General features: G+C 59.3%; 26 protein-coding genes. 14 read left to right on the forward strand and 12 right to left on the reverse strand.

The features are described from left to right. Positions 1 to 60: 60 nt before the first annotated feature. Positions 61 to 1,110 carry a ferrochelatase gene (gene hemH, locus AC2TEL_RS18185; protein WP_480838967.1) on the reverse strand — a complete coding sequence of 350 codons (1,050 nt, stop codon included), beginning with the start codon at positions 1,108 to 1,110 and terminating at the stop codon, positions 61 to 63. A 56-nt stretch (positions 1,111 to 1,166) separates the two neighbouring features. Next, on the reverse strand, positions 1,167 to 1,997 hold the full coding sequence (locus AC2TEL_RS18190; RefSeq protein WP_480862038.1) for a class I SAM-dependent methyltransferase: 831 nt from the start codon (positions 1,995 to 1,997) through the stop codon (positions 1,167 to 1,169). Here AC2TEL_RS18190 and AC2TEL_RS18195 point away from each other — a divergent pair. From AC2TEL_RS18195 to AC2TEL_RS18210, 4 genes are read left to right on the forward strand one after another with little or no spacing between them, the layout of a single operon-like run. Next, positions 1,948 to 2,742 carry a double zinc ribbon domain-containing protein gene (locus AC2TEL_RS18195; protein WP_480838971.1) on the forward strand — a complete coding sequence of 265 codons (795 nt, stop codon included), beginning with the start codon at positions 1,948 to 1,950 and terminating at the stop codon, positions 2,740 to 2,742. The genes AC2TEL_RS18190 and AC2TEL_RS18195 overlap by 50 nt on opposite strands. Before the next feature lie 37 nt (positions 2,743 to 2,779). Beyond that, on the forward strand, positions 2,780 to 3,037 hold the full coding sequence (grxC, locus tag AC2TEL_RS18200; RefSeq protein ID WP_480838973.1) for a glutaredoxin 3: 258 nt from the start codon (positions 2,780 to 2,782) through the stop codon (positions 3,035 to 3,037). After that, complete coding sequence (locus tag AC2TEL_RS18205) at positions 3,037 to 3,867, forward strand: carbon-nitrogen hydrolase family protein (protein ID WP_480905924.1); 831 nt, start codon at positions 3,037 to 3,039, stop codon at positions 3,865 to 3,867. The genes grxC and AC2TEL_RS18205 overlap by 1 nt, the downstream gene beginning before the upstream one ends. A 14-nt stretch (positions 3,868 to 3,881) precedes the next feature. After that, entirely contained in the window at positions 3,882 to 4,322 is a 441-nt protein-coding gene (locus tag AC2TEL_RS18210) for a MarR family winged helix-turn-helix transcriptional regulator (RefSeq protein WP_480838977.1), read from the forward strand. On the opposite strand, the gene ubiG is transcribed toward AC2TEL_RS18210, so the two are convergent. Next, positions 4,319 to 5,065, reverse strand: coding sequence for a bifunctional 2-polyprenyl-6-hydroxyphenol methylase/3-demethylubiquinol 3-O-methyltransferase UbiG (gene ubiG, locus AC2TEL_RS18215; protein WP_480838979.1), 747 nt, complete (start codon positions 5,063 to 5,065; stop codon positions 4,319 to 4,321). The genes AC2TEL_RS18210 and ubiG overlap by 4 nt on opposite strands. Positions 5,066 to 5,113: 48 nt before the next feature. On the opposite strand from ubiG, the gene pip reads away from it, so the two are divergent. The 7 genes from pip (at position 5,114) to infB (ending at position 13,093) form a co-directional block, all read left to right on the forward strand. After that, positions 5,114 to 6,091: a prolyl aminopeptidase gene (gene pip, locus AC2TEL_RS18220; RefSeq protein WP_480838981.1), complete on the forward strand. Its 978-nt coding sequence runs from the start codon at positions 5,114 to 5,116 to the stop codon at positions 6,089 to 6,091. After that, positions 6,088 to 6,909, forward strand: a complete 822-nt coding sequence (locus AC2TEL_RS18225; protein WP_480905927.1) for an ABC transporter substrate-binding protein — start codon at positions 6,088 to 6,090, stop codon at positions 6,907 to 6,909. Before pip ends, AC2TEL_RS18225 begins: the two co-directional genes overlap by 4 nt. Before the next feature lie 70 nt (positions 6,910 to 6,979). Then, a complete protein-coding gene (locus AC2TEL_RS18230; RefSeq protein WP_480905930.1) occupies positions 6,980 to 7,606 on the forward strand; it encodes a CDGSH iron-sulfur domain-containing protein in 627 nt (208 codons plus the stop codon). Between the two features lie 154 nt (positions 7,607 to 7,760). Then, positions 7,761 to 8,351 carry a ribosome maturation factor RimP gene (gene rimP / locus AC2TEL_RS18235; protein WP_480905933.1) on the forward strand — a complete coding sequence of 197 codons (591 nt, stop codon included), beginning with the start codon at positions 7,761 to 7,763 and terminating at the stop codon, positions 8,349 to 8,351. Next, positions 8,351 to 9,964, forward strand: coding sequence for a transcription termination factor NusA (nusA, locus tag AC2TEL_RS18240; RefSeq protein WP_480905935.1), 1,614 nt, complete (start codon positions 8,351 to 8,353; stop codon positions 9,962 to 9,964). Before rimP ends, nusA begins: the two co-directional genes overlap by 1 nt. A 22-nt stretch (positions 9,965 to 9,986) precedes the next feature. Further along, the gene (locus AC2TEL_RS18245) at positions 9,987 to 10,610 is read left to right on the forward strand and encodes an RNA-binding protein (protein WP_480840200.1); all 624 of its coding nucleotides are present in this window, start codon (positions 9,987 to 9,989) and stop codon (positions 10,608 to 10,610) included. Positions 10,611 to 10,618: 8 nt separating this feature from the next. Then, positions 10,619 to 13,093, forward strand: a complete 2,475-nt coding sequence (infB, locus tag AC2TEL_RS18250) for a translation initiation factor IF-2 (RefSeq protein ID WP_480838989.1) — start codon at positions 10,619 to 10,621, stop codon at positions 13,091 to 13,093. A gap of 192 nt (positions 13,094 to 13,285) precedes the next feature. On the opposite strand, the gene AC2TEL_RS18255 is transcribed toward infB, so the two are convergent. From AC2TEL_RS18255 to AC2TEL_RS18285, 7 genes are all read right to left on the reverse strand, one after another. Beyond that, positions 13,286 to 14,179, reverse strand: a complete 894-nt coding sequence (locus tag AC2TEL_RS18255) for an ankyrin repeat domain-containing protein (RefSeq protein WP_480905938.1) — start codon at positions 14,177 to 14,179, stop codon at positions 13,286 to 13,288. 205 nt (positions 14,180 to 14,384) lie between these two features. Continuing rightward, positions 14,385 to 15,212, reverse strand: a complete 828-nt coding sequence (locus tag AC2TEL_RS18260; protein ID WP_480905941.1) for an alpha/beta hydrolase — start codon at positions 15,210 to 15,212, stop codon at positions 14,385 to 14,387. A gap of 3 nt (positions 15,213 to 15,215) precedes the next feature. Next, complete coding sequence (locus AC2TEL_RS18265; RefSeq protein ID WP_480905943.1) at positions 15,216 to 16,103, reverse strand: tryptophan 2,3-dioxygenase; 888 nt, start codon at positions 16,101 to 16,103, stop codon at positions 15,216 to 15,218. A gap of 63 nt (positions 16,104 to 16,166) precedes the next feature. Further along, positions 16,167 to 17,195, reverse strand: coding sequence for an L-threonine 3-dehydrogenase (gene tdh, locus AC2TEL_RS18270; RefSeq protein WP_480906060.1), 1,029 nt, complete (start codon positions 17,193 to 17,195; stop codon positions 16,167 to 16,169). A gap of 19 nt (positions 17,196 to 17,214) precedes the next feature. Then, positions 17,215 to 18,165, reverse strand: a complete 951-nt coding sequence (locus AC2TEL_RS18275; protein WP_480905946.1) for a PLP-dependent cysteine synthase family protein — start codon at positions 18,163 to 18,165, stop codon at positions 17,215 to 17,217. Further along, on the reverse strand, positions 18,162 to 19,349 hold the full coding sequence (locus tag AC2TEL_RS18280; protein WP_480905949.1) for a glycine C-acetyltransferase: 1,188 nt from the start codon (positions 19,347 to 19,349) through the stop codon (positions 18,162 to 18,164). The genes AC2TEL_RS18275 and AC2TEL_RS18280 overlap by 4 nt, the downstream gene beginning before the upstream one ends. A gap of 108 nt (positions 19,350 to 19,457) precedes the next feature. Then, the gene (locus AC2TEL_RS18285) at positions 19,458 to 20,024 is read right to left on the reverse strand and encodes a helix-turn-helix domain-containing protein (protein WP_480905951.1); all 567 of its coding nucleotides are present in this window, start codon (positions 20,022 to 20,024) and stop codon (positions 19,458 to 19,460) included. Between the two features lie 117 nt (positions 20,025 to 20,141). Here AC2TEL_RS18285 and AC2TEL_RS18290 point away from each other — a divergent pair, with 117 nt between their 5' ends. Continuing rightward, positions 20,142 to 21,317 (forward strand): acetyl-CoA C-acyltransferase family protein, encoded by a 1,176-nt coding sequence (locus AC2TEL_RS18290; RefSeq protein WP_480905954.1) that lies wholly within the window; start codon positions 20,142 to 20,144, stop codon positions 21,315 to 21,317. Positions 21,318 to 21,414: 97 nt separating this feature from the next. Here the strand turns inward: AC2TEL_RS18290 and ubiB are convergent, their stop codons facing one another. Both ubiB and ubiE read right to left on the reverse strand, forming a co-directional pair. After that, positions 21,415 to 22,944 carry a 2-polyprenylphenol 6-hydroxylase gene (ubiB, locus tag AC2TEL_RS18295; RefSeq protein WP_480839005.1) on the reverse strand — a complete coding sequence of 510 codons (1,530 nt, stop codon included), beginning with the start codon at positions 22,942 to 22,944 and terminating at the stop codon, positions 21,415 to 21,417. Between the two features lie 3 nt (positions 22,945 to 22,947). Further along, entirely contained in the window at positions 22,948 to 23,700 is a 753-nt protein-coding gene (gene ubiE, locus AC2TEL_RS18300) for a bifunctional demethylmenaquinone methyltransferase/2-methoxy-6-polyprenyl-1,4-benzoquinol methylase UbiE (RefSeq protein WP_480905957.1), read from the reverse strand. Positions 23,701 to 23,786: 86 nt separating this feature from the next. Here ubiE and mutM point away from each other — a divergent pair, with 86 nt between their 5' ends. Beyond that, positions 23,787 to 24,638, forward strand: a complete 852-nt coding sequence (gene mutM, locus AC2TEL_RS18305; RefSeq protein ID WP_480905960.1) for a bifunctional DNA-formamidopyrimidine glycosylase/DNA-(apurinic or apyrimidinic site) lyase — start codon at positions 23,787 to 23,789, stop codon at positions 24,636 to 24,638. Between the two features lie 65 nt (positions 24,639 to 24,703). Next, complete coding sequence (locus tag AC2TEL_RS18310; RefSeq protein ID WP_480905963.1) at positions 24,704 to 25,480, forward strand: enoyl-CoA hydratase; 777 nt, start codon at positions 24,704 to 24,706, stop codon at positions 25,478 to 25,480. Positions 25,481 to 25,577: the final 97 nt, after the last annotated feature.

The raw sequence follows: 25,577 nt of genomic DNA on the forward strand, positions 1-25,577 counted from the left end.
ATCAACTAAAAAGGCGGTGGAGAAATCCACCGCCTTTTTTCTTGCCCGATCGGGGCGGGTTCAGTCCAACCAGCCCCGCAGGTTATTCTCGATCACCTTGCCCAGTGCCGCGATATGCGTGTCTTCGTCGTTCAGGCACGGGATATATGTGAAGGTTTCACCACCCGCATCCTCGAAGCTTTCTTTGATCTCTTCATTGATCTCTTCCAATGTTTCGATGCAATCCGCGGAAAAGGCCGGGGCGATCACGGCGATGTTCTTCTTACCTTGACGCGCCAGTTCGGCCACATGATCGACCGTGTACGGTTTCAGCCACTCCTCAGGGCCAAACCGCGATTGAAAGGTCGAGACAAGCTGATCGTCAGACCACCCGAGGCGCTCCTTCAGCAACCTTGACGTCTTGACGCACTGGCAGTGATAGGGATCACCTTGCTGCAGATAGCGTTCGGGCATGCCATGATACGAGCAAACCAGAATATCCGGCTGCGTCTTCATGGTTGCATAGGCCCGTTCGACAGACTGCGCCAGCGCATCAATATAGGCGGGTTCGTCGAAATAGGCTGGTACCGTTCGGCTGGCGGGTTGCCAGGCTTCCTCCATTAGCGCGCGAAAGAACTGATCGTTTGCGGTGGCTGTCGTGGCACCGGCGTATTGCGGGTAAAGCGGGAAAAACAGGATACGATCACAGCCTTCGGCCACCATTTCCCGGACCTTGGATTTGGTCGACGGATTGCCGTAGCGCATGCAGAAATCCACCAGGACCCTGTCGCCGTACCGCGATTGCATCGCATCACGCAGCTTGGCTGTCTGGTCTTTGGTGATGGTCATCAACGGGCTTTCGCCCTTGTCGTGATTCCAGATCGATTTGTATGCCTCGCCCGAACTGAATGGGCGTTTGGTCAGGATTATACCCTGAAGGATCGGTTGCCACTTCCACGCCGGGTAGTCGATCACGCGCTTATCCGACAGAAACTCGTTCAGATACCGCCGCATCGGCCAATACGAAAAGCCATCCGGTGTCCCCAGATTGGCCAACAGGATACCGACACGGCCCATTTTGACCTTGGCGTGATCGGCTGGCGCGTGCGTTGGGCGTGTGGCGTCAAACATGTCGGGCTTCCTGACTTATCCTGTTCCGGCCTCAGATAACGGGAATTGGCGGGTCGTCAATCGGACAGTTTGCCTTCTTTTGTGCCAAGCGCGTCGGCCAGACGCATCTGGGCCGATCCTGGTCGCAGCGGCTTGGGTTGGTTGTCGTCAGGCGACCATCCCGTCAGGCAGATCAGCTCGAACGTTGCCGTCAGGCGGCCTGAGGGTGCCGTGAAGTGAGAGGCGTAGACCTGCTGCGCCATTTCGAAAACGGATCGCCTTGTAGCCCGTTTGAGGCGTGTGGAGAGGGTGTTGGTTTCCCCCATCGCGCGCAGATCGTGCATCAGATGCCAGATATCGCGGTATTCGGCTTTCAGAGGTATGGAATCGGCCACCGGTAAAGCCAGTCCGGCCCTTTGCAGCAGCGACCCCAGATCGCGCAGTTCTGCCATGGGGGCGATTCGGGGGCTGAGACCGCCGGAAACCTCGATCTCGGCCTGCCCCAGTGCCGCACGCAATTCGTTAAGGGTTTCACCTCCCAGACAAACAACCAGAAGCAACCCGTCCGGACGCAGTGCACGATGGCATTGAATGAGCTGACCGACGGGATCATTGGCGCAGTGCAATGCCATCGCATGGACCACCAGATCATGCGCGCCGGGCGTCAGCGCCAGCGTGTCTTCGTCCGCAACAAACTGTGCGTCAGGCAGGACATTGGCCCAAACCTGTGGAAAGGGGCTGACAATCGCAGGCGCCGTAAAGGTTCTGTTAACCATGGAGAGTCGATCCTGAACCTCGTCCACGGCGGCGCGATGAAGGAACAGGGCCTCGTCCCGAACGCGGGCGCGGCGTTGCAGGATGACAGATCGGTCAAACAATGAGGGTGCATTGGACGCAGGCAATTTCATAAGCCGCAAGTATCGCATCCGGCGCGGGATTCAAACCATTGTAGAGCTGGTTTATCCGCCGCGTTGTCTAAGTTGCGGTGGGCTGACCGACTCCGACTTCGGCCTCTGCGGACTTTGTTGGCGCGATACGCCATTTATCGGCGGAACGGTGTGTGAAAGCTGCGGTATTCCCGTTGTTGGCGATCGGGATGATTTTCGGATCGAGTGTGATGACTGCCTGCGGACGCCACGACCATGGCAGGAGGGGCGCGCGGCGCTGCTGTATCAGGGGCGTGCGCGGACTTTGGTATTGGCGCTGAAACATGGTGATCGCCCGGAATTGGCGCGTCCGGCCGCCCGCTGGATGGCACGGGTCGGGCGTGAGATCTTCCGGCCGGACATATTGATTGCGCCGGTACCACTACATTGGTCGCGCCTGATCGAGCGTCGGTACAACCAGTCGGCGCTGCTGGCGCAACATCTGGGGCGGGAGACTGGTCAGGAGTGTGTTCCGGATCTGTTGGTGCGCAAGGTCCGCACACCGGTACTGGACGGCAAATCGGCGCTGGAACGAGACGCAATACTGCAAAATGCCATTGCCACGCATCCAAAACGGAAGGACCGGATCAGGGGGCGGGACATCCTGCTGGTTGACGATGTCATGACATCGGGTGCAACACTGGCGGCCTGCACCCGTGTCTGTCAGGCAGCGGGGGCAAATCATATTTTCGTGTTGGCACTGGCGCGCGTTGCCAAGGATGCCTAATTCGCGGAAGATTGCGCGAAACCCAAAGGGACGGAATATGAAGCCGGTTGAAATCTACACCTCGCCGCTTTGCGGCTATTGCCACGCTGCCAAGCGCTTGCTGAAACAGAAGGGCATCGAATATCTGGAAGTCGATGTGTTGATGCATCCAAAACGCAAGCCCGAGATGATTCAGCGCGCAGGAGGCAAACGCACCGTGCCGCAGATCTTCATCGGCACCACACATGTCGGCGGTTGCGACGATCTTTATGAGCTGGAGCGTCAGGGCAAGCTGGACCGCCTGCTGGCCGCCTGATGAAAACCGCGCTGCTGCAGATCACATCGTCGGACGATCCGGCCAGGAATCTGGTTATGGTCTGCGCGATGATGGCCGAGGCGGCTGACAAGGGTGCGCGTTTCATCCTGACGCCCGAAGTGACCAATTGCGTGTCGACCAGCACCACACGACAGCGGCAGGTCCTGCAGCACGAAGAGGATGACGCAACGCTGGCAGGTCTGCGCAATCAGGCCGCAGCGCTCGGCGTCTGGCTGCTGATCGGCTCGCTTGGGATCAAGACCCACGATGCGGATGGGCGCTTTGCAAACAGGTCTTTTATGATCAACCCGCAGGGTCAGGTCGTGGCGCGATACGACAAGATCCACATGTTCGATGTGCAGGTTTCCGAATCCGAGACCTTTCGCGAATCGAAGAATTACCGCCCCGGTGACAAAGCGGTGATAGCTGAAACCGACTTCGGCAAGGTGGGCTTGACCGTCTGTTACGACATCCGGTTTCCGCACCTCTATGCCGCTTTGGCGCAGGCAGGTGCGCGCATCCTGACCGTCCCGGCGGCCTTTTCCCCGGTTACGGGCGCGGCGCATTGGGAATCGTTGTTGCGCGCCCGGGCTATTGAAAACGGCTGTTGGGTGATTGCCCCGGCCCAGACAGGGGAACACCCCAAAACGCGGGGAAAGACGCGATATACCTACGGCCGTAGCATGGTCGTGGCCCCCTGGGGGGAGGTGCTGATCGACGCAGGCACCGATCCGGGCATTCACTTTTTCGATTTGGATGATAGTTCTGTGACAGAGGCACGCCGTCGTGTGCCATCACTGACTCACGTGCGGCCTTTCGACGGGCCCTGATCCAGAACCGGACCATGACTGACGACACCAATGCCCTTGCGGTCACGCTGTTCAGCGAGATCCTGACCGCCGATCAGCTATTGCGAAACCGGCTGAGCCGAGTGCTGCCCAAGGGCATGGAGATTTCTCATTTCTCGGTGCTGAATCATCTGGCCTTTGTCGGGGATGAACGCAGCCCGGCGCAACTGGCGAGCACCTTCCACGTCACGCGCGGGGCGATGACCAACACTTTGGCCAAGCTGGAATGGGCCGGATACATCCACATCCGCCCCGACTGGGACGACGCCCGCCGCAAGATGGTCGCGATCAGCCCCGCCGGTCGCCGCGCGCGGGATCAGGCGATTTCGTCGATTGCGCCGCTGATCAACCGCGTGGTCGGAAAGCTCGGGATCGAGCGCGTCCGCAGCACCTTGCCGGTGCTGCGCGACCTTCGGTTGCAGCTCGAGGACGACTAGGCCGGCTTCACGCTGGCGGTTACATAATTCACGCTTAAATCTCGATCTGAAATCGACCAGCTCCAGAGGAGCGGATTGAACACGAACCCCTTGCGGTCGACGGGCTCCAGGCCGGCCTGTCTCAGCAGGTCGAACAGCTCATCCGGTGTGATGAATTTGTCCCATTCATGCGTGCCACGTGGAAGCCAGCGCATCACCACCTCGGCCCCGAATATAGCCATCGCATAGGATTTCGGGTTGCGGTTGATGGTCGAGCAGATCAGCAATCCGCCCGGTTTCAGCAAGTTCTGCGATGCGGTCAGAAAGCCAAGGGGGTTGGCCACATGCTCGACCACTTCCATGTTCAGAACCACGTCGAATTGTTCGCTTGCGGCGGCCATGTCCTCGGCGGTGGTGTGGCGATAGTCGATCTCAAGCCCCGATTGCTCGGCATGGATACGGGCGACGGGCAGGTTACCTTCGGCCGCGTCAGCTCCTACCACCGTCGCGCCCAGGCGCGCCATCGGTTCGCTCAGCAACCCGCCGCCGCAGCCGATATCCAGCAGGCGCAGGCCCTCGAACGGTTTGGGAGCCTTTAAATCCCGGTCAAATTCGCCCGCGATCTGCTGTGTGATATAGTCCAGGCGACAGGGATTCAGCATATGCAGGGGCTTGAATTTTCCGTGCGGATCCCACCATTCCGCGGCCATCGCTTCGAATTTTGCGATCTCGGACGGGTCCACCGTGTTCGGATGCGCTTGCATTCCTGTCTCCGTGTGCTCTTTTACGCTTAAGGACTATATAGGGCCATAATGGACAAGTACCCGGACCAAAAGCGCGCAGTTCAATATCTTTACCCGCCGACCGACCCGTTCGATCAGCGCATGGTCGATATGGGCGATGGGCATCGTATCTATGTGGAACAGTGCGGAAACCCAGACGGCATTCCCGTTGTCATTCTGCATGGCGGTCCCGGCGGTGGATGCAGCCCGGCGATGCGGCGGTATTTTGATCCGCAGGTCTATCGGGTGATTCTGTTCGATCAGCGCGGATGCGGGCGTTCACGACCGACGGCTTCGGTTCAGGACAACACGACCTGGCATCTGGTCGCGGATATCGAACGGCTTCGCAAACTGTTCAAGATCGAGAAATGGATTGCCTTTGGCGGCAGCTGGGGTGCGACGCTGGCGCTGATCTATGCGCAGACGCATCCGGACCGGGTGAGCCGTCTGGTGCTGCGCGGCGTGTTTCTGATGACGCAAGCCGAGCTGAAATGGTTCTACGGCGGCGGCGCCGGCAGGTTCTGGCCCGAACAGTGGGCAAAGTTCACTTCGCTGCTGCCAGAAACCGAACTGTCCGACACGATAGCCGCCTATAACAAACGCTTGTTTTCCGGAGATCGCGCGACCGAGATTCTCTACGCCCGTGCATGGTCACATTGGGAAAACTCGCTGGCGTCGATCCATACCAACGGTGCCATTGGCGAAAGTCCGGGCGAATATGCGCGCACCTTTGCGCGACTCGAAAACCATTATTTCATCAATGGCGGATTTCTCGAAAAGGACGGGCAGATTCTGGACCAAATGGACCGAATCGCGCATATCCCGGGACATATTGTTCAGGGACGCTATGATATGATCTGCCCGCCCCAGGCCGCATGGGATTTGTCTGATCGCTGGCCGTATGCCGAGTTGAAGATGGTGCGCCATGCCGGGCACGCTTTGTCCGAACCGGGCATCAGTGCCGAACTGGTGCGTATCATGGATCGTGTGGCGGAGGGTGTGATATGACCCGGATCGACCGTCGTGCCTTGTTTGCATCGGGTGCTGCCGCAGCACTGCTGGCGGCGACCGGTGCCTCTTTGGCCGACACGCCAAAGACCGGAGGTACCTTGCGCCTGGCCGTGCCGCGAGACGACAGTCTGGATCAGGTCGCGCGCGGCGCTGTGTTCGATACATTGACCGAGATTGCACCCGACGGAACACTGCGCGGGGAATTGGCGACAGGTTGGCAAACAGATTCTGAGGCACGGGTCTGGAGTTTTGATCTGCGCGAAGGACCCGTGTTTCATGATGGCGCGCCGTTGGAGATCGCCGATGTCATGGCCGTTCTGACCGAAGTCGGACAGGCCGAGCCGCTGGCGCCAAATCGTTTGCGTCTGGAACTGGCCGACGGCAATCCGGGTCTGCCCTTCCAGTTGGCCGACAGCCGGTTTGTCATCACCCGCGCGGGTCAGGATGTGTCTCCGCTGCATGCGGCCAATGGCACTGGCTGCTATCGCGTAGAGCGTGCCGAAGACGACCGCCATTTCCTGGGGCGCAGGGTCGAAGGACATTACAAGGATGGTCAGGCTGGCTGGGCCGATACATTTGAGGTGATCGTTATCCCCGATGCGCGTGTTCGCGCTGAAGCATTGCGTGACGGTTATGTGGACGTCGCGGCCTTTCCTGACCAGACAGGTCTGGTTGGCACACGCGGATTGCGATTTCACCCTTCCGAGGTCGAGATGGCCATCGCGGTTTCTTCCAACGTCGGGATGCCGCGCCAGTTGGGACAAGGTCGCGCGCTGGACGATGGGCGACTGGCCGAAAGATGGTGGCTCGTCTAAAACCTCTGCATACAAATTTGACAAGCATGTGCACTTCACTACCCTCAGCCTGTAAGGGGAGGATATGCACATGTCCGAGACAACCACGATCGAAGAACGTGAAAACGGCCCACTGATTGTCAAACACCTTCATTCGATGCGCGATGCCGCCGGAGCGGAGGTCGAAATCAAGCAGGTCATGGCTTTGTGTCGCTGCGGGCATTCGGGGAACAAACCGTTTTGCGACGGGACGCATGCCAAGGTTGGATTTGAAAGCCACGGAGGAACACCGGCCGGACCTGACAAGATTATCGGATATCGCGGTGAAGCCGTTACAGTCAGTTTCAATCCTCGGTTATGCTCCCATGCGGCGGAGTGTGGCCGTCTGGCGTCGAACATTTTCAGCCCTTCGCAAAAACCATGGGTTCAACCCGACCGAGGTACAATTGGCGAGGTGCGCGAGGTCGTTTCGGCCTGCCCGTCGGGTGCGCTGGCGATAGGGGATGGCGAAACCCGGGAACATCTGTACGCGGATCGTGCGCAGATCGAGGTACAGAAGGATGGTCCATATTGGGTACTGGGTGTCGAACCCCCTGAGGAGCTGAAAGCGAAAGGCGCGTGTCAGAGCAAGTTTGTACTGTGCCGATGCGGCAAGTCAGGCAACAAGCCGTTCTGCGATGGAACGCATCGTGACGAAGGGTGGTCTGACGCGGAATAAAACAATATCGGACATTCGCCTTGCAGACTCGGATCATCCTGCGTATATGCAGTTTCAACAGCGGCGTGTCGGGCTAAGGTTCGGGGCTCCACCGGAAAAGATCGACGGGCCGCGCGCCCGTTTTTTTGTGCCCGGATGAAGGGTGAAGAACCTGATGACAAACGACCTGATAGCCAAAGCGGCGATTGACCGGCGACTGGCCGAGATCATCACCCCCGTGATCGAGGATCTGGGGTATGAACTCGTCCGCATCCGTTTGATGAGCGGCAAGCAAACCACGCTGCAGATCATGGCTGACAAGCCCGATGGCGGTATCGAAGTGGATGACTGCGCCGAGATTTCAAACGCCGTCAGCGCCACGCTGGATGTCGAGGACCCGATTTTGGACGCCTATACGCTGGAGGTATCCAGCCCCGGTATCGACCGCCCTCTGACCCGTCTCAAGGATTTTGAGATGTTCGAGGGGTATGAGGCCAAGATCGAAACCGCCGAGCTGATCGATGGCCGCCGCCGGTTCAAGGGTGAACTTGCCGGGATCGAAGGGGATGAGGTTCTGATCAACATCCCCGAAGGGTCCGAGACGATCACCATCGGTCTGCATTTCGACTGGCTGAGCGATGCCAAGCTGGTCCTGACCGATGATCTGATCAAGGAAATGCTGCGCCAGCGCAAAGACGCCGGTGCCCTGAACGAAAACGCTTTCGACGAGATTGAGACCGAAGGGTCCGAAGAGGAGACGAACTGATGGCAATCACCTCAGCCAACCAGCTGGAGCTGCTGCAGACCGCCGAGGCCGTGGCCCGCGAAAAGATGATCGACCCCGGTCTGGTTGTCGAAGCGATGGAGGAATCGCTCGCCCGTGCCGCCAAGAGCCGTTACGGCGCGGAAATGGACATCCGCGTGTCGATCGACCGCAAGACCGGCAAGGCGACTTTTACGCGCGTCCGCACCGTGGTCGAGGATGAAGAGCTTGAGAACTATCAGGCCGAGATGACCGTCGAGCAGGCGCGTCAGTACATGGAATCGCCCGAGGTTGGCGACGTCTTCGTGGAAGAAGTTCCTCCGGTTGAAATGGGCCGTATTGCTGCGCAATCCGCCAAGCAGGTGATCCTGCAGAAGGTCCGCGAAGCCGAGCGTGATCGTCAGTACGAAGAATTCAAGGATCGTGCAGGCACCATCATCAACGGTGCGGTCAAGCGCGAAGAATTCGGCAATGTCATCGTCGATCTGGGCGGGGCCGAGGCCGTTCTGCGCCGCAATGACAAGATCGGTCGCGAAAGCTATCGCCCGAATGACCGCGTCCGTGCCTACATCAAGGAAGTCCGCCGCGAAGTGCGTGGCCACCAGATCTTCCTGTCGCGCACCGCGCCGGAATTCATGGCCGAACTGTTCAAGATGGAAGTGCCGGAGATTTATGACGGCATCATCGAGGTCAAGGCCGTGGCCCGCGACCCCGGTTCGCGCGCCAAGATTGCTGTGATCTCGTATGACGGTTCGATCGACCCCGTCGGTGCCTGCGTTGGTATGCGCGGCAGCCGCGTGCAGGCCGTTGTGAACGAGCTGCAGGGTGAAAAGATCGACATCATCCCGTGGAACGAAGATCAGCCGACCTTCCTGGTGAACGCGCTGCAGCCCGCCGAGGTCTCCAAGGTGGTTCTGGACGAAGAAGCCGGCAAGATCGAAGTTGTGGTGCCCGAGGAACAGCTGTCGCTGGCCATCGGCCGCCGCGGTCAGAACGTGCGTCTGGCCAGCCAGCTGACCGGTCTGGACATCGACATCATGACCGAGGCCGAGGAATCGGCGCGTCGTCAGAAGGAGTTCGAAGCCCGCACCCAGCTGTTCATGGAAAGTCTGGACCTGGACGAGTTCTTTGCTCAACTGCTGGTTTCGGAAGGGTTCACCAACCTTGAAGAGGTGGCCTATGTGGAAATCGAAGAACTTCTGGTCATTGACGGCGTCGACGAAGGCACTGCACAGGAGCTTCAGACTCGCGCACGCGAATTCCTCGAGGCGCAGGCCAAGGCCGCACTGGACGCCGCGCGGGCGCTGGGCGCCGAGGATAGCCTTATTGAATTCGAAGGCCTGACACCCCAGATGGTTGAGGCGCTGGCCAAGGACGATGTGAAAACGCTGGAAGACTTCGCAACCTGCGCCGACTGGGAACTGGCAGGCGGCTGGACCACGGTCGATGGCGAGCGTATCAAGGATGACGGTGTACTGGAGCCTTTCGGCGTAACGCTGGAAGAAGCGCAGGATCTGGTTATGACAGCTCGGATCATGCTGGGCTGGGTCGATCCGGCCGAGCTTGAGCCAGCCGAAGAAGACGGCGAAATCGCTGAAGAGGAGGCCGAGGCCTGATCTCAGGTCTCGGGTGGCTGACATGGGTCGCGGTGGCGTCCATAAGGATCGGTCCGAGGGACCTGAACGCAAGTGCATCGCCACGGGCGAAGTTCAGCCTAAATATGGGTTGATACGCTTTGTGACGGGGCCGGACGGTCAGGTATATCCCGACGTCGCAGCGAAACTGCCTGGACGTGGGGTTTATGTGGCGGCGGATCGTGCTGCGCTGGACAAGGCCGTGGGCAAGAAGCTGTTCGCACGTGGCTTCAAGGCGCAGGTGACGGTGCCGCAGGATCTGGCAAGTGAGGTCGAAAAGCAGGTCTCGCGCCGCGTGATCGAACTGCTCAGCCTGGCGCGCAAATCCGGTGACGCGGTTGCGGGCTACGAAAAGGTCAAGACGTGGCTGGACCGGGAAGAGGCGCAAGTGCTTCTTCAGGCCACTGACGGGTCAGGGCGCGGTAAGTCGAAACTCAGTACGCCGCACTTTGGCAAATACATCGGTTGGCTGACCGCGGACGAGTTAGGACAGGCATTTGGGCGCCAAACCGTGATTCATGCGGCGCTGGCCTCTGGCGGACTCGCCAAACGTGTTGTAGAGGAAGCGCAGCGCCTGCGTGGCTTGCGCGAAACGGATGACGGCGGCAAGGGCCGCACGGAAGGGTAAGTAGCTTTATGAGCGATAATGACGGCAAAAAGACATTGGGTCTTCGTGGCGGGGCACGCCCCGGAAATGTGAAACAGAGTTTCAGCCACGGACGCACCAAGAATGTCGTGGTGGAAACCAAACGCAAACGCGTGGTGGTCCCCAAGCCGGGTGCGACCAAACCGAGCGGCGGAGCTGCGCCGTCGGGTGATCCTTCGCGTCGTCCAGCTGGTATCTCTGATGCCGAAATGGCCCGCCGGATGAAGGCATTGCAGGCCGCCAAAGCGCGCGAGGCCGAAGAGGCCGCAGCCCGTGAGGCACAGGAAAAGGCGCGTGAAGAAGAACGCGCCCGCCGCCGTGCCGAGCAAGAGGCCAAGGAACGCGAACAGCGTGAAGCCGAAGAGCGGGCGCGCCAGAAGGCGGAAGAAGAAGAGCGTAAGCGCAAGGAAGCAGAAGAAGCTGCCAAGCGTGCCGCTGCAGCGCCCGCGCCGGAAGAGCCCAAAGCGGCCCGTAGTCCGGCCAGCAAGCCTGCGCCCGCAGCGGCGCCGCGCAAGCAGGAGCGCGAACGCGAACAGCGTGGTCGTGGCAAAGGTCGTGACGACAACCGCCGTTCGGGCAAGCTGACACTGGGTCAGGCGACCGGCGGCGAAGGCAACCGCCAACGCTCGATGGCGTCGATGAAGCGCAAGCAGGAGCGTGCGCGTCAGAAGGCCATGGGTGGCCCGGTCGAGCGGGAAAAGGTAATCCGCGACGTTCAGTTGCCCGAGGCGATCATGGTCTCGGAACTGGCCAACCGTATGGCCGAGCGTGTGGCAGACGTTGTCAAATCGCTGATGCAAATGGGCATGATGGTTACGCAAAACCAGACCATCGACGCCGACACTGCCGAGCTGATCATCGAAGAATTTGGCCACAAGGTGACCCGCGTCTCTGATTCGGACGTTGAAGACGTCATCAAAGAGGTCGAGGACGACGAAGGCGATCTGCAGCCGCGTCCGCCGGTTATCACCATCATGGGTCACGTCGACCATGGTAAAACCTCTCTGCTGGATGCGATCCGCGATGCGCGGGTTGTGGCTGGCGAGGCCGGTGGCATCACCCAGCATATCGGCGCCTATCAGGTGAAAACCGATGGCGGCACCACGCTGACCTTCCTGGATACACCGGGCCACGCGGCCTTTACGTCGATGCGGTCGCGCGGGGCTCAGGTCACGGATATAGTGGTTCTGGTTGTTGCTGCGGATGACGCGGTGATGCCGCAGACGATCGAGGCGATCAACCACGCGAAAGCGGCCGAAGTGCCGATGATCGTGGCGATCAACAAGGTCGACAAGCCGGATGCAAACCCGGACAAGGTCCGCACCGATCTGCTGCAGCACGAAGTCATCGTCGAGAAAATGTCGGGTGAGGTTCAGGACGTGGAAGTGTCCGCCATCACCGGTCAGGGTCTGGACGACCTGCTGGAAGCGATCGCACTGCAGGCCGAGATTCTGGAACTGAAGGCTAACCCGAACCGGGCTGCCCAAGGTGCCGTGATCGAAGCACAGCTGGATGTGGGTCGCGGTCCCGTAGCCACCGTTCTGGTTCAGAACGGAACGCTGCATCAGGGCGACATCTTCGTTGTGGGTGAGCAGTACGGTAAGGTCCGTGCGCTGATCAACGACAAGGGCGAACGCGTACAGGAAGCCGGCCCATCGGTTCCGGTCGAGGTTCTGGGTCTCAACGGCACGCCCGAGGCTGGTGACGTTCTGAACGTGACCGAGACCGAAGCGCAGGCCCGTGAGATCGCCGCCTATCGTGAGCAAGCCGCCAAGGACAAACGCGCCGCCGCCGGTGCCGCGACCACCCTTGAGCAGCTGATGCAGAAGGCCAAGGAAGACGAGAATGTGGCCGAGTTGCCGATCCTCGTCAAAGCCGACGTGCAGGGCTCGGCCGAAGCCATCGTTCAGGCGATGGAGAAAATCGGTAACGATGAAGTACGTGTACGCGTGCTGCATTCGGGCGTGGGTGCGATTACCGAGACGGATATTGGCCTGGCCGAAGCCTCGGGAGCGCCGGTTTTCGGCTTCAACGTGCGTGCCAATGCCTCGGCCCGGAATACCGCGAACCAGAAGGGTGTCGAGATCCGCTACTACTCGGTGATCTACGATCTGGTGGATGACGTTAAAGCCGCCGCATCGGGCCTGCTGAGTGCCGAGATTCGCGAGAAGTTCATCGGTTACGCCGAGATCAAGGAAGTCTTCAAGGTCTCGGGTGTCGGCAAGGTTGCCGGCTGTCTGGTTACCGAAGGCGTTGCGCGCCGTTCCGCAGGTGTGCGTCTGCTGCGCGACAACGTGGTGATCCACGAAGGCACGCTGAAAACACTGAAACGCTTCAAGGACGAAGTGGCCGAGGTTCAGTCGGGTCAGGAATGTGGTATGGCGTTCGAGAACTACGATGACATCCGCGCTGGCGACGTGATCGAAATCTTCGAACGCGAAGAGGTTACTCGGACACTGGATTGATACGGACCAGAACAGAAATAGAAAAAAAGCGGTCCCTTCGGGCCGCTTTTTTTTTGAACGTTGTGAACCTTCAATGCCCTTTTCGAGAATATCGGCGTCTAATTCATCCTTCGCATCATGCATCCTGGCCTGAAGACGAGGTGAATCGGACTGGACGTCGGCTGTGTGGACAAAGTTGCCGTTCGCCCGTCGCTAGGGTGTAAGTTGGGTGAGATAGGCGATAATGGCAACCCGCGCTGTTCGATCAGGTTGACTGCCACGGGTCATGTCGGTGCCGGGAACGATATTGAATGGATCGGCAAGAAAAAGGTTCAATTCTTCAGGCGTCCAGTATCCTGTCTGTGTTCGCATCTCATCAGAATATGGAAAGCCTTCGACTGATGCTTTGGCCCTCCCGACAACGCCGACAAGGTTGGGACCAGGATGCTGACCTGCGCCGATTTCACCTGGCGTCATGCCATGACATCCGCCGCACTCGAACGCCAATAGTCGGCCTTCCTCAAGGTCGGCTGCTTCAAGTTCCCCCTGCTTCAGAGCGTCTACCGCTGCGGCACCAGCGCCCATCTCCCGCAAGAACGCAACCATCTCGGTTCGACCCTTAGTCCCCGCAAACTGAATTGGAGGCCACCCAAAACGATCCTGCGCGTTAATGTCTGCGCCGTTTTCGAGCAGCAAGCGAGCAGCTTCGATTGACCCACGTTCCGCCGCTTGGTGGAGCGCCATAAACTTATACTCACCGCCGCGAAGGTTTGGATCAGCTCCGGCAGCTAGCAGTGTTGCCACTATTTCGGTGTGGTTATTTCGAGCGGCGATCCCCAACGCAGTGCCCAAATCCGTCTCAGAATCAGGTTCAGCGCCCACTGACAAAAGGTGAATCACTACCTCGGCTTGCCCACGCTGGGACGCAAAGTAGAGAGGTCTCACTAACGTTTCCGGGTCTTGTTGCGAGCCTTCGGGAAGGGCTTGTTTCAGGGCGGGAATGTCGCCCGAGATAGCTATGGAAACCAAATCCTTCGCGATAGCAGCGCCGGGTAAGAATACAACCAAAAAAAACAAACGAAATCGCCAGAAGAAGCGCAATTGCATCGTGGCCTCCTCGTTTCAGAGTTTCTGTTTGGGGAAGTGTAGCACTTAGTGCGTACTGCGCAAAAACTAGGTTGGGTTAGCACCGGATTGCGTCCGCGTCGGGCTCGAAGTGGACATCCCCGGTTCCGTCACAAACGTGCGGTTCATAATGGTGGGTTGGATTGCAAAGCACAGGCCAAATCAGTCTGAGGTCCAACTCTTGTGACTACCGAATTGCGGGCAGGAACGTTTCGGGATGCATGATAATGTCGAAATGCTGCATTCCCTTCTTCAGCCCGAAACTGACCGAATGCCCGCCCTTGCGTAACAACTCGGCATAGTCACGGCTTTGGCGGATGAATTCAGGCGTGTCCCGCTCGGCTACCGTGACGTGGTAACGGGGGCCGGGGGCGGGCAAGTGCAGGATCGGCGACAGGTCGTGTATCTCGACCGGGGTCAGTTGCAGCGGGTCGTTGACCGGGGTCAGGCTGATCGGTTCAAGATCGTAGATTCCGCTGATCAGGATTACGTCCCGCACCCGCAGCCCGGCGCGGGCCAGCGCATCGGCCGAGGTCGCCATGACCATACTCGCCAGTTGCGCCCCGGCGCTATGACCGGACAGGGTGATCCGCGACGGGTCGAACCCAAGTGACGGGGCTTCGGCGGCCAGCCAGAGCAGCGCATCGCGGCATTCCTCGATCATCTGATCCAGCCGCGCATCCGGGGCGAGCGTGTAATTCAGGGTTGCAAAGGACTGCTCGGCTTCGACGAGCGCCGGGGCCGTCATCGCCGACTCGCGCTGGCTGAGGGCCTGCCAATAGCCACCGTGAATAAAGACATGCAATGGTGCGCCGGCCCCTTTCGCGGGAAAGAAATCCAGAACCTGCGTCGGGCTGTGGCCGTAGGCGAGGTTCTCGTTCACTTCCATCCGTGCCCGGTTTTGCGCACTGAGCGCTGCGTAGCTGTCGATATAGGGCGTCAGATCGCCGCCGATCATCGATCGGGGCGAGTATTCCTGATCCAGCTCTTCCTGAGAAAACCCCCGGTACAGCATCGCTTACTCCTGCTCGGCATACATCAATTCGGTGCGCATGTCGTAGAGATCATGGAAGAACCGCAATTCCAAGGCTTTGCGCAGAAAGGCCACGCCGCTGGACCCTCCGGTGCCGGGTTGATTGCCGATCACCCGTTCCACCGCCGTGACATGATCGAACCGCCAGCGTTGAAACAGGGATTCCACATCCATCAGTTTTTCCGCCAACGCGTAAAGGTCCCAATACCTGTCTGTATCGCGGAACACCTCGACCCATATCTTCACGATGCGCGGGTCGCCGGAATAGGGCTGCGCATAATCCCGCTCCAGCAGATCTTGCGGTACGTCAAATCCTTGACGCGACAGCATGTGCAGAACCTCATCATAAAGCGAGGGCTTGGTCAGTGCCGCATTCAACATCTCCATGACTTCCGGATCGTGTTCATGCACTTTCAGGGTCGAGGCATCCTTGTTACCCAGAATGAACTCGATCTGACGGTAGCCGTAGCTTTGAAAGCCGGAAGAACTGCCCAAGGCGTGACGGAATGTCATGTAATCTGCGGGTGTCATGGTTAGAAGGGTTTCCCAGGCGGCGATCAATTGACGCTGGATCGCTTTGATCCGGTCGAGGTTCTTCATCGCCGGGCCGAAATCGTCCTGTTGCAGGAACTTGCGAACCTCGACCAATTGGTGATGCATCAGCTTCAGCCACAGTTCGCTGACCTGATGGATGATGATGAACAGCATCTCATCGGGCTGTGCCGGGTCCTGAAAGGTTTTCTGCAGGTTCAGCAGGGTCTTGAGCTGCAAAAAGTCGCCATAGCTTTTGCGATGCGTCTTGGCGAAGTCGGTGACCAGAGTATCCTCGATCCCCCGTTCCAGAAAACGGTTTTCCTTGTTCTTGTCGCCCATATCACCCCTCCCGAGTGCCGTTTTGCACCTGTGTAGGGGCTAATTTTGCAACTTTCCAGCGCCTTAGGTCCAGTCCAGGACAACCTTGCCGGAAAGCCCCGATTTCATGGCCGCAAAACCCTTGGCAAAGTCATCGACCGCAAAGCGGTGGGTGATGACCCGGCTGACATCCAGACCGTTCTGCAACATGGCGATCATCTTGTACCAGGTTTCGAACATCTCGCGCCCATAGACGCCTTTGATGGTGATGGCCTTGAACACGATTCGGCTCCAGTCGACCGGAGATTTACCGGGCGGAATCCCCAGCAGGGCGATCTTACCGCCCATGACCAGGGCCTCGACCATCTGATCCAGTGCCGCTTGCGAGCCCGACATTTCAAGCCCTACGTCAAAGCCTTCTTTCATGCCCAATTCGGTGATGACGTCCTGCAGATCTTCGCGGCTGACATCAACCGGGCGGATGGTTGGCACCACGTGTTCTGCCAGCTGCAGGCGATCCGGGTTGATATCCGTGATCACAACGTGCCGCGCGCCCGCATGGCGGGCAACCGCTGCGGCCATGATGCCAATGGGGCCTGCACCGGTGATCAACACATCCTCGCCCAACAGATCAAAGCTGAGCGCAGTGTGAACGGCATTGCCCAGCGGATCGAGGATGGCACCGATTTCATCCGGGATGTCGTCGGGCAGGGGCACGACGTTGAATGCAGGCAGTTTCAGGTATTCGGCAAAGGCGCCTTGTTCATTCACTCCGATGCCACGCGTGCCGGGATCGAGGTGAAACTTTCCCGCCCGGCTCTGGCGACTGTCTGTTCCGATCAGATGCCCCTCACCTGAACAACGTTGACCGATTTCCAGCCCGGCGACATTGCGACCGACCTCGACAATTTCACCGGCAAACTCGTGCCCGGTGATCATCGGGACCGGAACCGTCGCCGTAGCCCAGTCGTCCCAATTCCAGATATGGATATCCGTACCGCAGATGCCGGTCTTGTTTATGCGGATCAAAACCTCATCCGGACCGATCTCGGGAACGGGGGCCTGCACCATCCACAACCCTTCTTCGGGTTTCGATTTTTCAAGCGCCTTCATCGTGTTTGCACGCATCGGATCACTCCCACAAATCGGTTGAAAGGTATTTCAAACCGCTGTCGCACATAACTATGGCGATACAGCCGCCGCGTTCCGGCCCTTGAAGCAGCTTGGCGGCCGCCGCCAGATTTGCCCCGGCCGAATACCCGGCAAATATTCCTTCGGTCCGGGCCAGAAGCCGCGCATGTTCACGCGCGCCGCTGCCCGAGATCGACAGGTAGCCCTCAAGCGGTGCGTCGTGCAGGTGAACCAGATCGCTCATCGCATATCCTCCGCCCTGAATAGGGTGATCAGGCTGACGGACAACCTCACCGGCCAGAGCCTGCGCCCCTTCGGGTTCGACAGCATAGCATCGCACACCGCGCGGGGTCAGAAAACGCGCTGTACCGGCAAGCGTTCCTCCGGATCCAGCGAAGTCGCAGAAGGCGGTTACCGCACCATCCGACTGCGCCCAGATTTCCGGGCCGGTGCCTGTCTCATGCGCATTTGGATTGCCGGGATGTCCAAACTGATCAGCCCGGAACGCCCCGCGTTCGGTTGTGATGCGCTGGGCCTCATCATCCACCAGTGCAAGGTCGGTGCCAGAAACCTCGCCCGGATTGCTGCCCGGAGCTTGCGGAACAATGACGACTTCGGCTCCGAGTGCACGCATCATGCGCGCCCGTTCGACCGAGTTGCCGGCACTCATCACGGCGACAAAAGGATGCCCGAGGATACCGCAGACAATCGCCAGACCGGTCCCCATATTGCCCGAGGTCAATTCGACCACTGTTTGTCCGGGTGAGAGTGTTCCGTCCGCTCTGGCCATTTCGATGATGGATCTTGCCGCCCGGTCTTTTTTGGAAAAACCGGGAAGGAGGTAATCCAGCTTGGCCAGAATGCGCCCCTCAAGCTCCAGCCTCCGAGTCAGGCGTGACAGCTCCACCAGAGGTGTGTTTCCAATCGCGTCAATGACCGAAGGCAGAATCAAGAGACTATCCCCAGTTCCCTGCCAACTTTGCCAAAGGCTACCAGTGCACGGTCAAGCTCGTCCTTTGTCAGAGCCGCATTCATCTGTGTTCTGATCCGCGCCTGCCCACGTGGAACGACCGGGAAGAAGAAGCCCGAGACATAGACGCCTTCGTCGAACAACCGCGAGGTCATGTCTTGTGCCAATGTCGCCTCGCCCAGCATCACCGGTATTATCGGATGTTCGCCGGGCAGCAGGTCAAAGCCCAGCTTTTCCAATCCGGCGCGCCAGTATTTGGCGTTTCCGAACAGTTGGGCGCGCAGCATGTCGCCTTCTTCGACGAGGCGAATTGCTTCGATCCCCGCGGCGACGATCGAAGGCGGCAGCGAGTTAGAGAACAGATAGGGCCGCGCCCGCTGCCGCAGCAGGTCGATCACTGGCTGCGGCCCGGCGATGTAACCGCCGATTGCCCCCCCAAGTGCCTTGCCCAAAGTTCCCGTCAGGATGTCCACGTCAACGCCGAAATGATCCGGCGTTCCTGCACCGTTCGGCCCCATGAAGCCGGTCGCATGGCAGTCATCAACCATGACGATGGCATCGTATTTATCGGCCAACTCGCGGGTTTTCGGCAGGTTGGCCAGATAGCCGTCCATCGAGAACACGCCGTCGGTGGCAATCATGATATGCCGTGCGCCATCCTCGCGCGCCTGTTTCAGCCAGGCTTCGAGGTCGTTCATGTCGTTGTTCATGTAGCGATAACGCTTGGCCTTGCACAGCCGCACCCCGTCGATGATAGAGGCATGGTTCAGACTGTCTGAGATAATGGCGTCTTCAGGCCCTAACAAAGGCTCAAACAGCCCACCATTGGCGTCGAAACAGGCGGCAAACAGGATTGCGTCGTCCTTGTTCAGGAACTTGGCCAGCGTCTGTTCCAACTCGCGGTGGACGTCCTGCGTCCCGCAGATAAAGCGGACCGAGGCCATTCCGAACCCTTTTGGTTCCATCGCGCCTTTTGCGGCGTTGATCAGGGCAGGGTGGTCTGCAAGGCCCAGATAGTTGTTGGCGCAGAGGTTGATCACCTGCCTGTCGCCCACCGTGATCTCACCGCCCTGAGGCGAGGTGATCATTCGCTCGCGCTTGTAAAGACCTTCTGCTTCGATCTGCGCGAGGGTGTCCGTGATATGGGACAGGAATGCATCTGCCATGGCGATCTCCTTGCTTTGAGTCGCATATCTAACATAACGGAATAAATTCCCAAATAGGGGAATGCAATATGAAGGAAAATTTTCCGTGAAGGCGGAATTCTGCCGATATCAGGCGTTTTTGACGATCAAAAACACGCGAGCGGCACCCCGCATCGCGGCAATAGAATGTAATACGTCGGCTGCGTACCGTGCCGTGTCACCCTGGTTTAGATCTGTTGAGGCCGTACCGGATGTGACCCGGACCGCACCTTCCAATACCGTCAGTTGCTCTTGCGCGCCGCGTGTATGAGGCTGGCTGTTCAACGCGCCATCCTGGTCAAAACGGATGTCGTAGACCTCGTGCCCGCCCGCTTCTTCCGGAGGGGACAGGATACGGATACGACAGTTCTGCCCCATATTGTCGATGCTGGGCACTTCGGAAGTCCGCAGGACTTCGATCCGGTCGGTGCCGCTGCTTTCTTCCAATAGACCCGCGAAATCCACCTGCAATGCGCGCGTCAGGTTCCACAGGGTCGAAATCGTCGGGCTGCTTTCACCCCGTTCGATCTGGCTGACCATGGACCGGGACACGCCGCTGAGATTGGCCACGGCTTCAAGCGACAGCCCCTTGGCGCGACGTGCCTCTTTCAGGCGGGCCGGCAGGAGCGTCAGGATATCGTCTGTGCTTTCCGTCATGACGGAATTTCATGCGCCCTCGGCGCTGTTTTGTCAATTCCGGCCGTGACGGAACGTCCTGTGGGACAGGCGGATGCTGCGGGTGCATACTGTCGCCAAATCCAGGAGGAGAGAGACATGACCGACATCGTGATACTTGACGGAGCCCGCACGGCGATTGGCACATTTGGCGGCGCGCTTGCATCGACGGCGCCGATTGATCTGGCAACCGTTGTTACCGAAGCGGCACTGGAGCGTTCGGGCGTCGAAGGTGGTCAGATCGGTCACGTGGTGTTTGGAAACGTGATCAGCACCGAGCCGCGGGACATGTACCTTTCGCGGGTCGCAGCAATGCAGGCGGGCATACCAAACGGGACCCCGGCGATGAATGTCAACCGGTTGTGCGGTTCTGGCGCGCAGGCCGTTGTGTCGGCGGTTCAGTCTCTGATGCTGGGAGATGCAGAGTTTGCCGTCGCCGGTGGGGCCGAAAGCATGTCGCGCAGCCCCTATATCGTGCCGCAGGCCCGCTGGGGTGCCAAGATGGGCGATGTGGCTTCGCTGGATATGATGCTGGGTGCGCTGAACTGCCCGTTCGGCACCGGGCATATGGGTGTGACCGCGGAAAACGTGGCTGATGAACACCAGATCACGCGTGAGCAGATGGACGAGTTTGCACTGACCAGTCAGACCCGAGCGGCAGGGGCCATCGAGGCCGGGCATTTCGACAGCCAGATCACACCGGTTCAGGTCAAAATCAAGCGGGACATGGTCGACTTCAAAGTCGACGAACATCCCAAGGCCACGACCACCGAGGCGTTGTCGGGGCTGCGGCCCGTGTTCAAGAAGGACGGCCGGGTCACGGCGGGCAATGCTTCGGGCATCAATGACGGAGCCGCTGCGATGGTGTTGGCGACGGCTGACTCGGCCGAGAAGGCAGGTCTGAAACCGAAGGCACGCATTCTGGGATACGCCCTTGCCGGTGTTCGCCCAGAGGTGATGGGGATCGGTCCGGTGCCAGCGGTTCAGAATCTGTTGAAGAAGACCGGGCTGTCGGTCGAAGAGTTTGACGTCATCGAAAGTAACGAAGCCTTTGCGGCGCAAGCGCTGGCCGTCAATCAGGAGCTGGGCCTGGATGCCGCCCGTGTGAACCCCAATGGTGGCGCGATTGCCCTGGGCCACCCGGTTGGGGCGACGGGGGCAATCATCACATTGAAGGCGCTGTATGAATTGGAGCGCACGGGCGGGTCCAAAGGTTTGGTCACCATGTGCATCGGCGGCGGTCAGGGGATCGCCATCGCGATCGAACGACTTTGAGTAGACGCCGGGAAAGGGGGGCTGTCTGCCCCCCATCGCGCTGTCACGCGATTCCCCCTGAGGATATTTTTGGCCTGATGAAGCTGCGGGATCGAAGTTAGCTGAATGCCATTATTATGACCGCGATTGCGGCACCCGCGATTGCGCCGATGGCAGCAGGCAGGATCGAGGACGGGAGACCGGAGTTTGGGGTCTCGTCCTTATGGGTCTGTGCGATCAGGGCATTCTCGACGAGAACGGGCAGGCGAGGACCGAAACGGGCAAGGACCAATGCGGTTTTGCCAAAATCCCGCAGCGCTGCACGAGGACCAATGGATTGCTTGATGTAATCCTCGACCACAGGGCGCGCCACTTCCCAGATATTGATGTGGTCATCTAATGAACGCGCGACGCCTTCGACAACGACCATTGTCCGCTGAAGCAGAATCAACTCGGTACGGGTTTCCATGCCAAAGCGTTCCGTGACTTCGAACAGGTAGTTCAGCAGCCGCCCCATCGAAATATGTGAAGCATCCATTCCAAAGATCGGTTCACCCACGGCACGCAGGGCGCGCGCGAATTCATCGACGTCCTGGTTGGCGGGGACGTAACCGGCTTCGAAATGTACTTCGGCCACGCGTTTGTAGTCACGGCGGATGAAGCCAAACAGGATCTCGGCATAAACCCTGCGGGTGTATTCGTCGATATGACCCATGATGCCGTAATCGTAGGCAATGATATCGCCGTTGGCCGCGACCTTCAGGTTGCCCTGGTGCATGTCGGCGTGGAAATAGCCGTCCCGCAGGGCGTGTAGCAGGAACATCCTCAGAACGCGCTCGGCCAGATCGCGGCGGTCGTGATTTGCCGCATCCAGCGCATCATTGTCCCCCAGTGGGATACCGTCCGCCCAGCTGAGCGTCATCACGCGGCGCGCGGACAGGGACCACACAACGGGCGGCAGCCAGAACCCGGCGTCGTCCTTGGTGTTGGCGGCGTATTCCGATGCCGCAGAGCTTTCCAGCCGCAGATCCAGTTCGCCGCGCACGACGCCGTCGAAATGCTCGATGACCTCCATTGGGCGCAGACGGCGCGCACCGGGAGCGAACAGCTGGACGATACGGGCGGCGAAATAGAACGCGTCCACGTCCTTGCGGAAAGCGCGTTCGATATTGGGGCGCAGAACCTTCACGGCCACTTCTTCACCGGTGCTTGTCAACTTGGCCTTGTGGACCTGGGCGATGGATGCGGCGGCGATCGGTTCGCTGAACTCACTGAATATTTCGGCTACGGGCTGGCCCAGTTCCTTTTCCACCTCGGCCATGGCCTCGGTTCGGGAGAACGGAGGGAGTTTGTCCTGCAACACGCGCAGCTGTTCCGCCAGTTCCTCACCGACGACGTCCGGGCGGGTCGACAGGACCTGGCCGAATTTGATGTACGCCGGACCCAATGCGGTCAGCGCGCGGGTGGCCGGTGGCATTTCGGGGTCACCCTTGTAGCCCAGCCATCGGAACGGCTTACCCAGGGTATGAGCAAGGATGCGGACAGCGCGCGGGGCTTCGAACGCGTCCAGCACGACGTTCATGGCGCCCGTACGCTCAAGCGTGGCGCCTGTGCGGATCAGGCGAATGATGTTGTGGGGACCACGCATATGTCAGATTTTCCACCCGGAATGCAGCGCGGCGATACCCATGCTGAGATTGCGGTACTTGGCGTTTTCGAACCCGGCAGTGCGGACCATGTTCAGGAATGTCTCCTGATCGGGGAATTTGCGGATCGATTCGACCAGATACTGATAGCTGTCGTGGTCATTCGCGATCAGCTGGCCCATCCGCGGTATGACGTTGAAACTGTAGAGGTCATAGAGCTTTTGCAGACCGTCATTCGGCAACTGGCTGAATTCCAGCACCATCAGGCGGCCACCGGGTTTCAGGACGCGGTAAGCTTCGTTCAGAGCCTCTTGCGGGCGAGTCACGTTCCGGATGCCGAACGAGATAGTATAGACGTCAAAAGTGTTGTCCTCGAATGGCAGGGCCATCGCGTCGCCCACCACCCAGTTCAGGCTGTCGGCCATCTGATCAGCCTCGGCGCGCTGGCGGCCTTCGATCAGCATCGGCTCGGTCAGGTCAAGAACGGTTGCGTGGCTGTGGCCTGCGCGCTGGAGAAAGCGGAACGAGATGTCACCCGTACCACCCGCGACGTCCAGCAGGCGCTGACCGGGGCGCGGGGCCAGCCAATCCATCATCGCGTTTTTCCAGACGCGGTGGATGCCCATCGACATGACATCGTTCATCACGTCATATTTCGAGGCGACCGAGTTGAACACGCCCTGTACACGCCCGGCCTTGTCGGCCTCGCGGACGGTTTCGAATCCGAAATGAGTGGTCTTGTCGCTGTTGTCGGACATTTGCCTTGCCGTTTGTCGAATTTCGCCTCTGTTATAGGGCTCTGGTAGCAGGGCACAATGCGGCCCTTTGGAATAGGAGCCCTCTAATGCCGGAATTGCCCGAGGTCGAGACAGTAAGACGCGGCCTGAGCCCAGCCATGGAAGGGGTGGTGATCACACAGGCAGAGGTAAACCGGCCCGATCTGCGCTGGCCGTTCCCGGACCGGATGGCCGAACGACTGACCGGGCAGCGGGTGGATCGTTTGCGGCGCCGGTCGAAATACTTACTGGCCGATCTCAGCAGTGGTGAGACGTTGCTGATCCATCTGGGCATGTCCGGGCGGATGACGGTTTCGGGCGATCCTCTGGGCCAATTCGCCCATAACCATCCCGCACTGGAAAAGCACGACCATGTGGTCTTTCACATGGCCAACGGCGCGCGGGTGACGTTCAACGATCCACGCCGGTTCGGAGCCATGGATCTGCTGCCGACGGCGACCGCCGAGGATCACAAACTGTTGTCGGTGCTGGGACCGGAACCCTTGGGCAACGATTTTCACGAACAACACTTGATCGATGCGTTCCGCGGAAAGAACACGCCGGTCAAATCCGCCCTTCTGGATCAGGGAATCGTTGCCGGATTGGGCAATATCTACGTTTGCGAGGCGCTTTATCGCGCAGGTGTGTCGCCTAGTCGCAAAGCCGGTCACATTTCCGTGGCCCGCATTGCAGCGTTGGTTCCGATCATCCGACAGGTGTTGCAGGACGCCATTGATGCGGGTGGTTCATCGCTGCGGGATTTCCGCCAAGCCGATGGAGAGCTTGGATATTTTCAGCACAGCTTTGACGTTTATGGCCGCGAGGGAGAACCCTGTCGGACGGAAGGATGTGGCGCTTCGATCAAGAGAATCACTCAATCCGGTCGCTCATCCTTCTATTGCGCGCAATGCCAAAGATAACTTGATCCAGCCAACTCGCGTGATAAGGAATCGTACCTGAACGGAACAACCGGAACTTTGACCTCATGGCATTTGAGACGATCATCGTCGAAATCGAAGACCACGTCGCCCTAATCAAGCTCAACCGACCGGATGCGATGAACGCGCTGAACACCCAGTTGCTGGGTGAACTGTGTGACGCGCTGGAAGACGCAGACAGCAACGACAAAGTGCGCTGTATCGTCATTACCGGCTCGGACAAGGCGTTTGCCGCCGGCGCGGACATCAAGGAGATGTCCGAGATGAGTTTTGTTGATGTGTTCAACATCAACCTGTTTGCCGACGCCAACGATCGTGTGTCGGCCATTCGCAAGCCAATTATTGCGGCTGTGGCCGGGTATGCGCTGGGCGGTGGATGCGAATTGGCGATGCTGTGCGATTTCATCATCGCCGCGGATACGGCCAAATTCGGACAGCCCGAAATCAACCTGGGCGTTATTGCCGGTCTGGGTGGCAGCCAGCGCCTGACGCGGTTCGTGGGCAAATCCAAGTCGATGGACATGAACCTGACCGGTCGTTTCATGGATGCCGAAGAGGCCGAGCGCGCCGGGCTCGTCAGCCGGGTGGTTGCCGCCAAAAAGCTGATCGAGGAAGCGATGGGCGCGGCTCAGAAGATCGCCGAGAAATCGCAGCTGACCACAATGGCCGCCAAAGAAGCCGTGAACCGCAGCTACGAAGTTCCGCTGAGCGAGGGGATGCTGTTCGAACGCAGGGTGTTCCATTCGATGTTCGCGACAGAAGACCAAAAAGAAGGCATGGCGGCTTTCCTCGAAAAGCGCGCGGCACAGTTCCGCGACAAGTAGGCCGGCTATTGCGACTGAATGACAGGCGGGTCTTGCCCGCCTTTTTCGTTCCCGAAGACCGAAACACAAGATTCGGCTTGGCAAACCCTGCAAACTT

The organism is Ruegeria sp. HKCCD9138 (assembly GCF_057220975.1).

Coding starts and splice junctions, on each gene's coding strand:
- AC2TEL_RS18255 (WP_480905938.1), bottom strand. CDS start 14,179: ATGCAATTGCGCTTCTTCTGGCGATTTCGTTTGTTTTTTTTGGTTGTA.
- grxC (WP_480838973.1), top strand. CDS start 2,780: ATGAAGCCGGTTGAAATCTACACCTCGCCGCTTTGCGGCTATTGCCAC.
- AC2TEL_RS18290 (WP_480905954.1), top strand. CDS start 20,142: ATGACCGACATCGTGATACTTGACGGAGCCCGCACGGCGATTGGCACA.
- rimP (WP_480905933.1), top strand. CDS start 7,761: ATGACAAACGACCTGATAGCCAAAGCGGCGATTGACCGGCGACTGGCC.
- AC2TEL_RS18195 (WP_480838971.1), top strand. CDS start 1,948: ATGACAGATCGGTCAAACAATGAGGGTGCATTGGACGCAGGCAATTTC.
- AC2TEL_RS18230 (WP_480905930.1), top strand. CDS start 6,980: ATGTCCGAGACAACCACGATCGAAGAACGTGAAAACGGCCCACTGATT.
- ubiB (WP_480839005.1), bottom strand. CDS start 22,944: ATGCGTGGTCCCCACAACATCATTCGCCTGATCCGCACAGGCGCCACG.
- tdh (WP_480906060.1), bottom strand. CDS start 17,195: ATGAAGGCGCTTGAAAAATCGAAACCCGAAGAAGGGTTGTGGATGGTG.
- AC2TEL_RS18210 (WP_480838977.1), top strand. CDS start 3,882: ATGACTGACGACACCAATGCCCTTGCGGTCACGCTGTTCAGCGAGATC.
- ubiG (WP_480838979.1), bottom strand. CDS start 5,065: ATGCAAGCGCATCCGAACACGGTGGACCCGTCCGAGATCGCAAAATTC.
- hemH (WP_480838967.1), bottom strand. CDS start 1,110: ATGTTTGACGCCACACGCCCAACGCACGCGCCAGCCGATCACGCCAAG.
- AC2TEL_RS18310 (WP_480905963.1), top strand. CDS start 24,704: ATGGCATTTGAGACGATCATCGTCGAAATCGAAGACCACGTCGCCCTA.
- AC2TEL_RS18205 (WP_480905924.1), top strand. CDS start 3,037: ATGAAAACCGCGCTGCTGCAGATCACATCGTCGGACGATCCGGCCAGG.
- AC2TEL_RS18285 (WP_480905951.1), bottom strand. CDS start 20,024: ATGACGGAAAGCACAGACGATATCCTGACGCTCCTGCCGGCCCGCCTG.
- infB (WP_480838989.1), top strand. CDS start 10,619: ATGAGCGATAATGACGGCAAAAAGACATTGGGTCTTCGTGGCGGGGCA.
- AC2TEL_RS18280 (WP_480905949.1), bottom strand. CDS start 19,349: ATGGCAGATGCATTCCTGTCCCATATCACGGACACCCTCGCGCAGATC.
- nusA (WP_480905935.1), top strand. CDS start 8,351: ATGGCAATCACCTCAGCCAACCAGCTGGAGCTGCTGCAGACCGCCGAG.
- AC2TEL_RS18245 (WP_480840200.1), top strand. CDS start 9,987: ATGGGTCGCGGTGGCGTCCATAAGGATCGGTCCGAGGGACCTGAACGC.
- ubiE (WP_480905957.1), bottom strand. CDS start 23,700: ATGTCCGACAACAGCGACAAGACCACTCATTTCGGATTCGAAACCGTC.
- AC2TEL_RS18225 (WP_480905927.1), top strand. CDS start 6,088: ATGACCCGGATCGACCGTCGTGCCTTGTTTGCATCGGGTGCTGCCGCA.
- pip (WP_480838981.1), top strand. CDS start 5,114: ATGGACAAGTACCCGGACCAAAAGCGCGCAGTTCAATATCTTTACCCG.
- mutM (WP_480905960.1), top strand. CDS start 23,787: ATGCCGGAATTGCCCGAGGTCGAGACAGTAAGACGCGGCCTGAGCCCA.
- AC2TEL_RS18190 (WP_480862038.1), bottom strand. CDS start 1,997: ATGAAATTGCCTGCGTCCAATGCACCCTCATTGTTTGACCGATCTGTC.
- AC2TEL_RS18260 (WP_480905941.1), bottom strand. CDS start 15,212: ATGCTGTACCGGGGGTTTTCTCAGGAAGAGCTGGATCAGGAATACTCG.
- AC2TEL_RS18265 (WP_480905943.1), bottom strand. CDS start 16,103: ATGGGCGACAAGAACAAGGAAAACCGTTTTCTGGAACGGGGGATCGAG.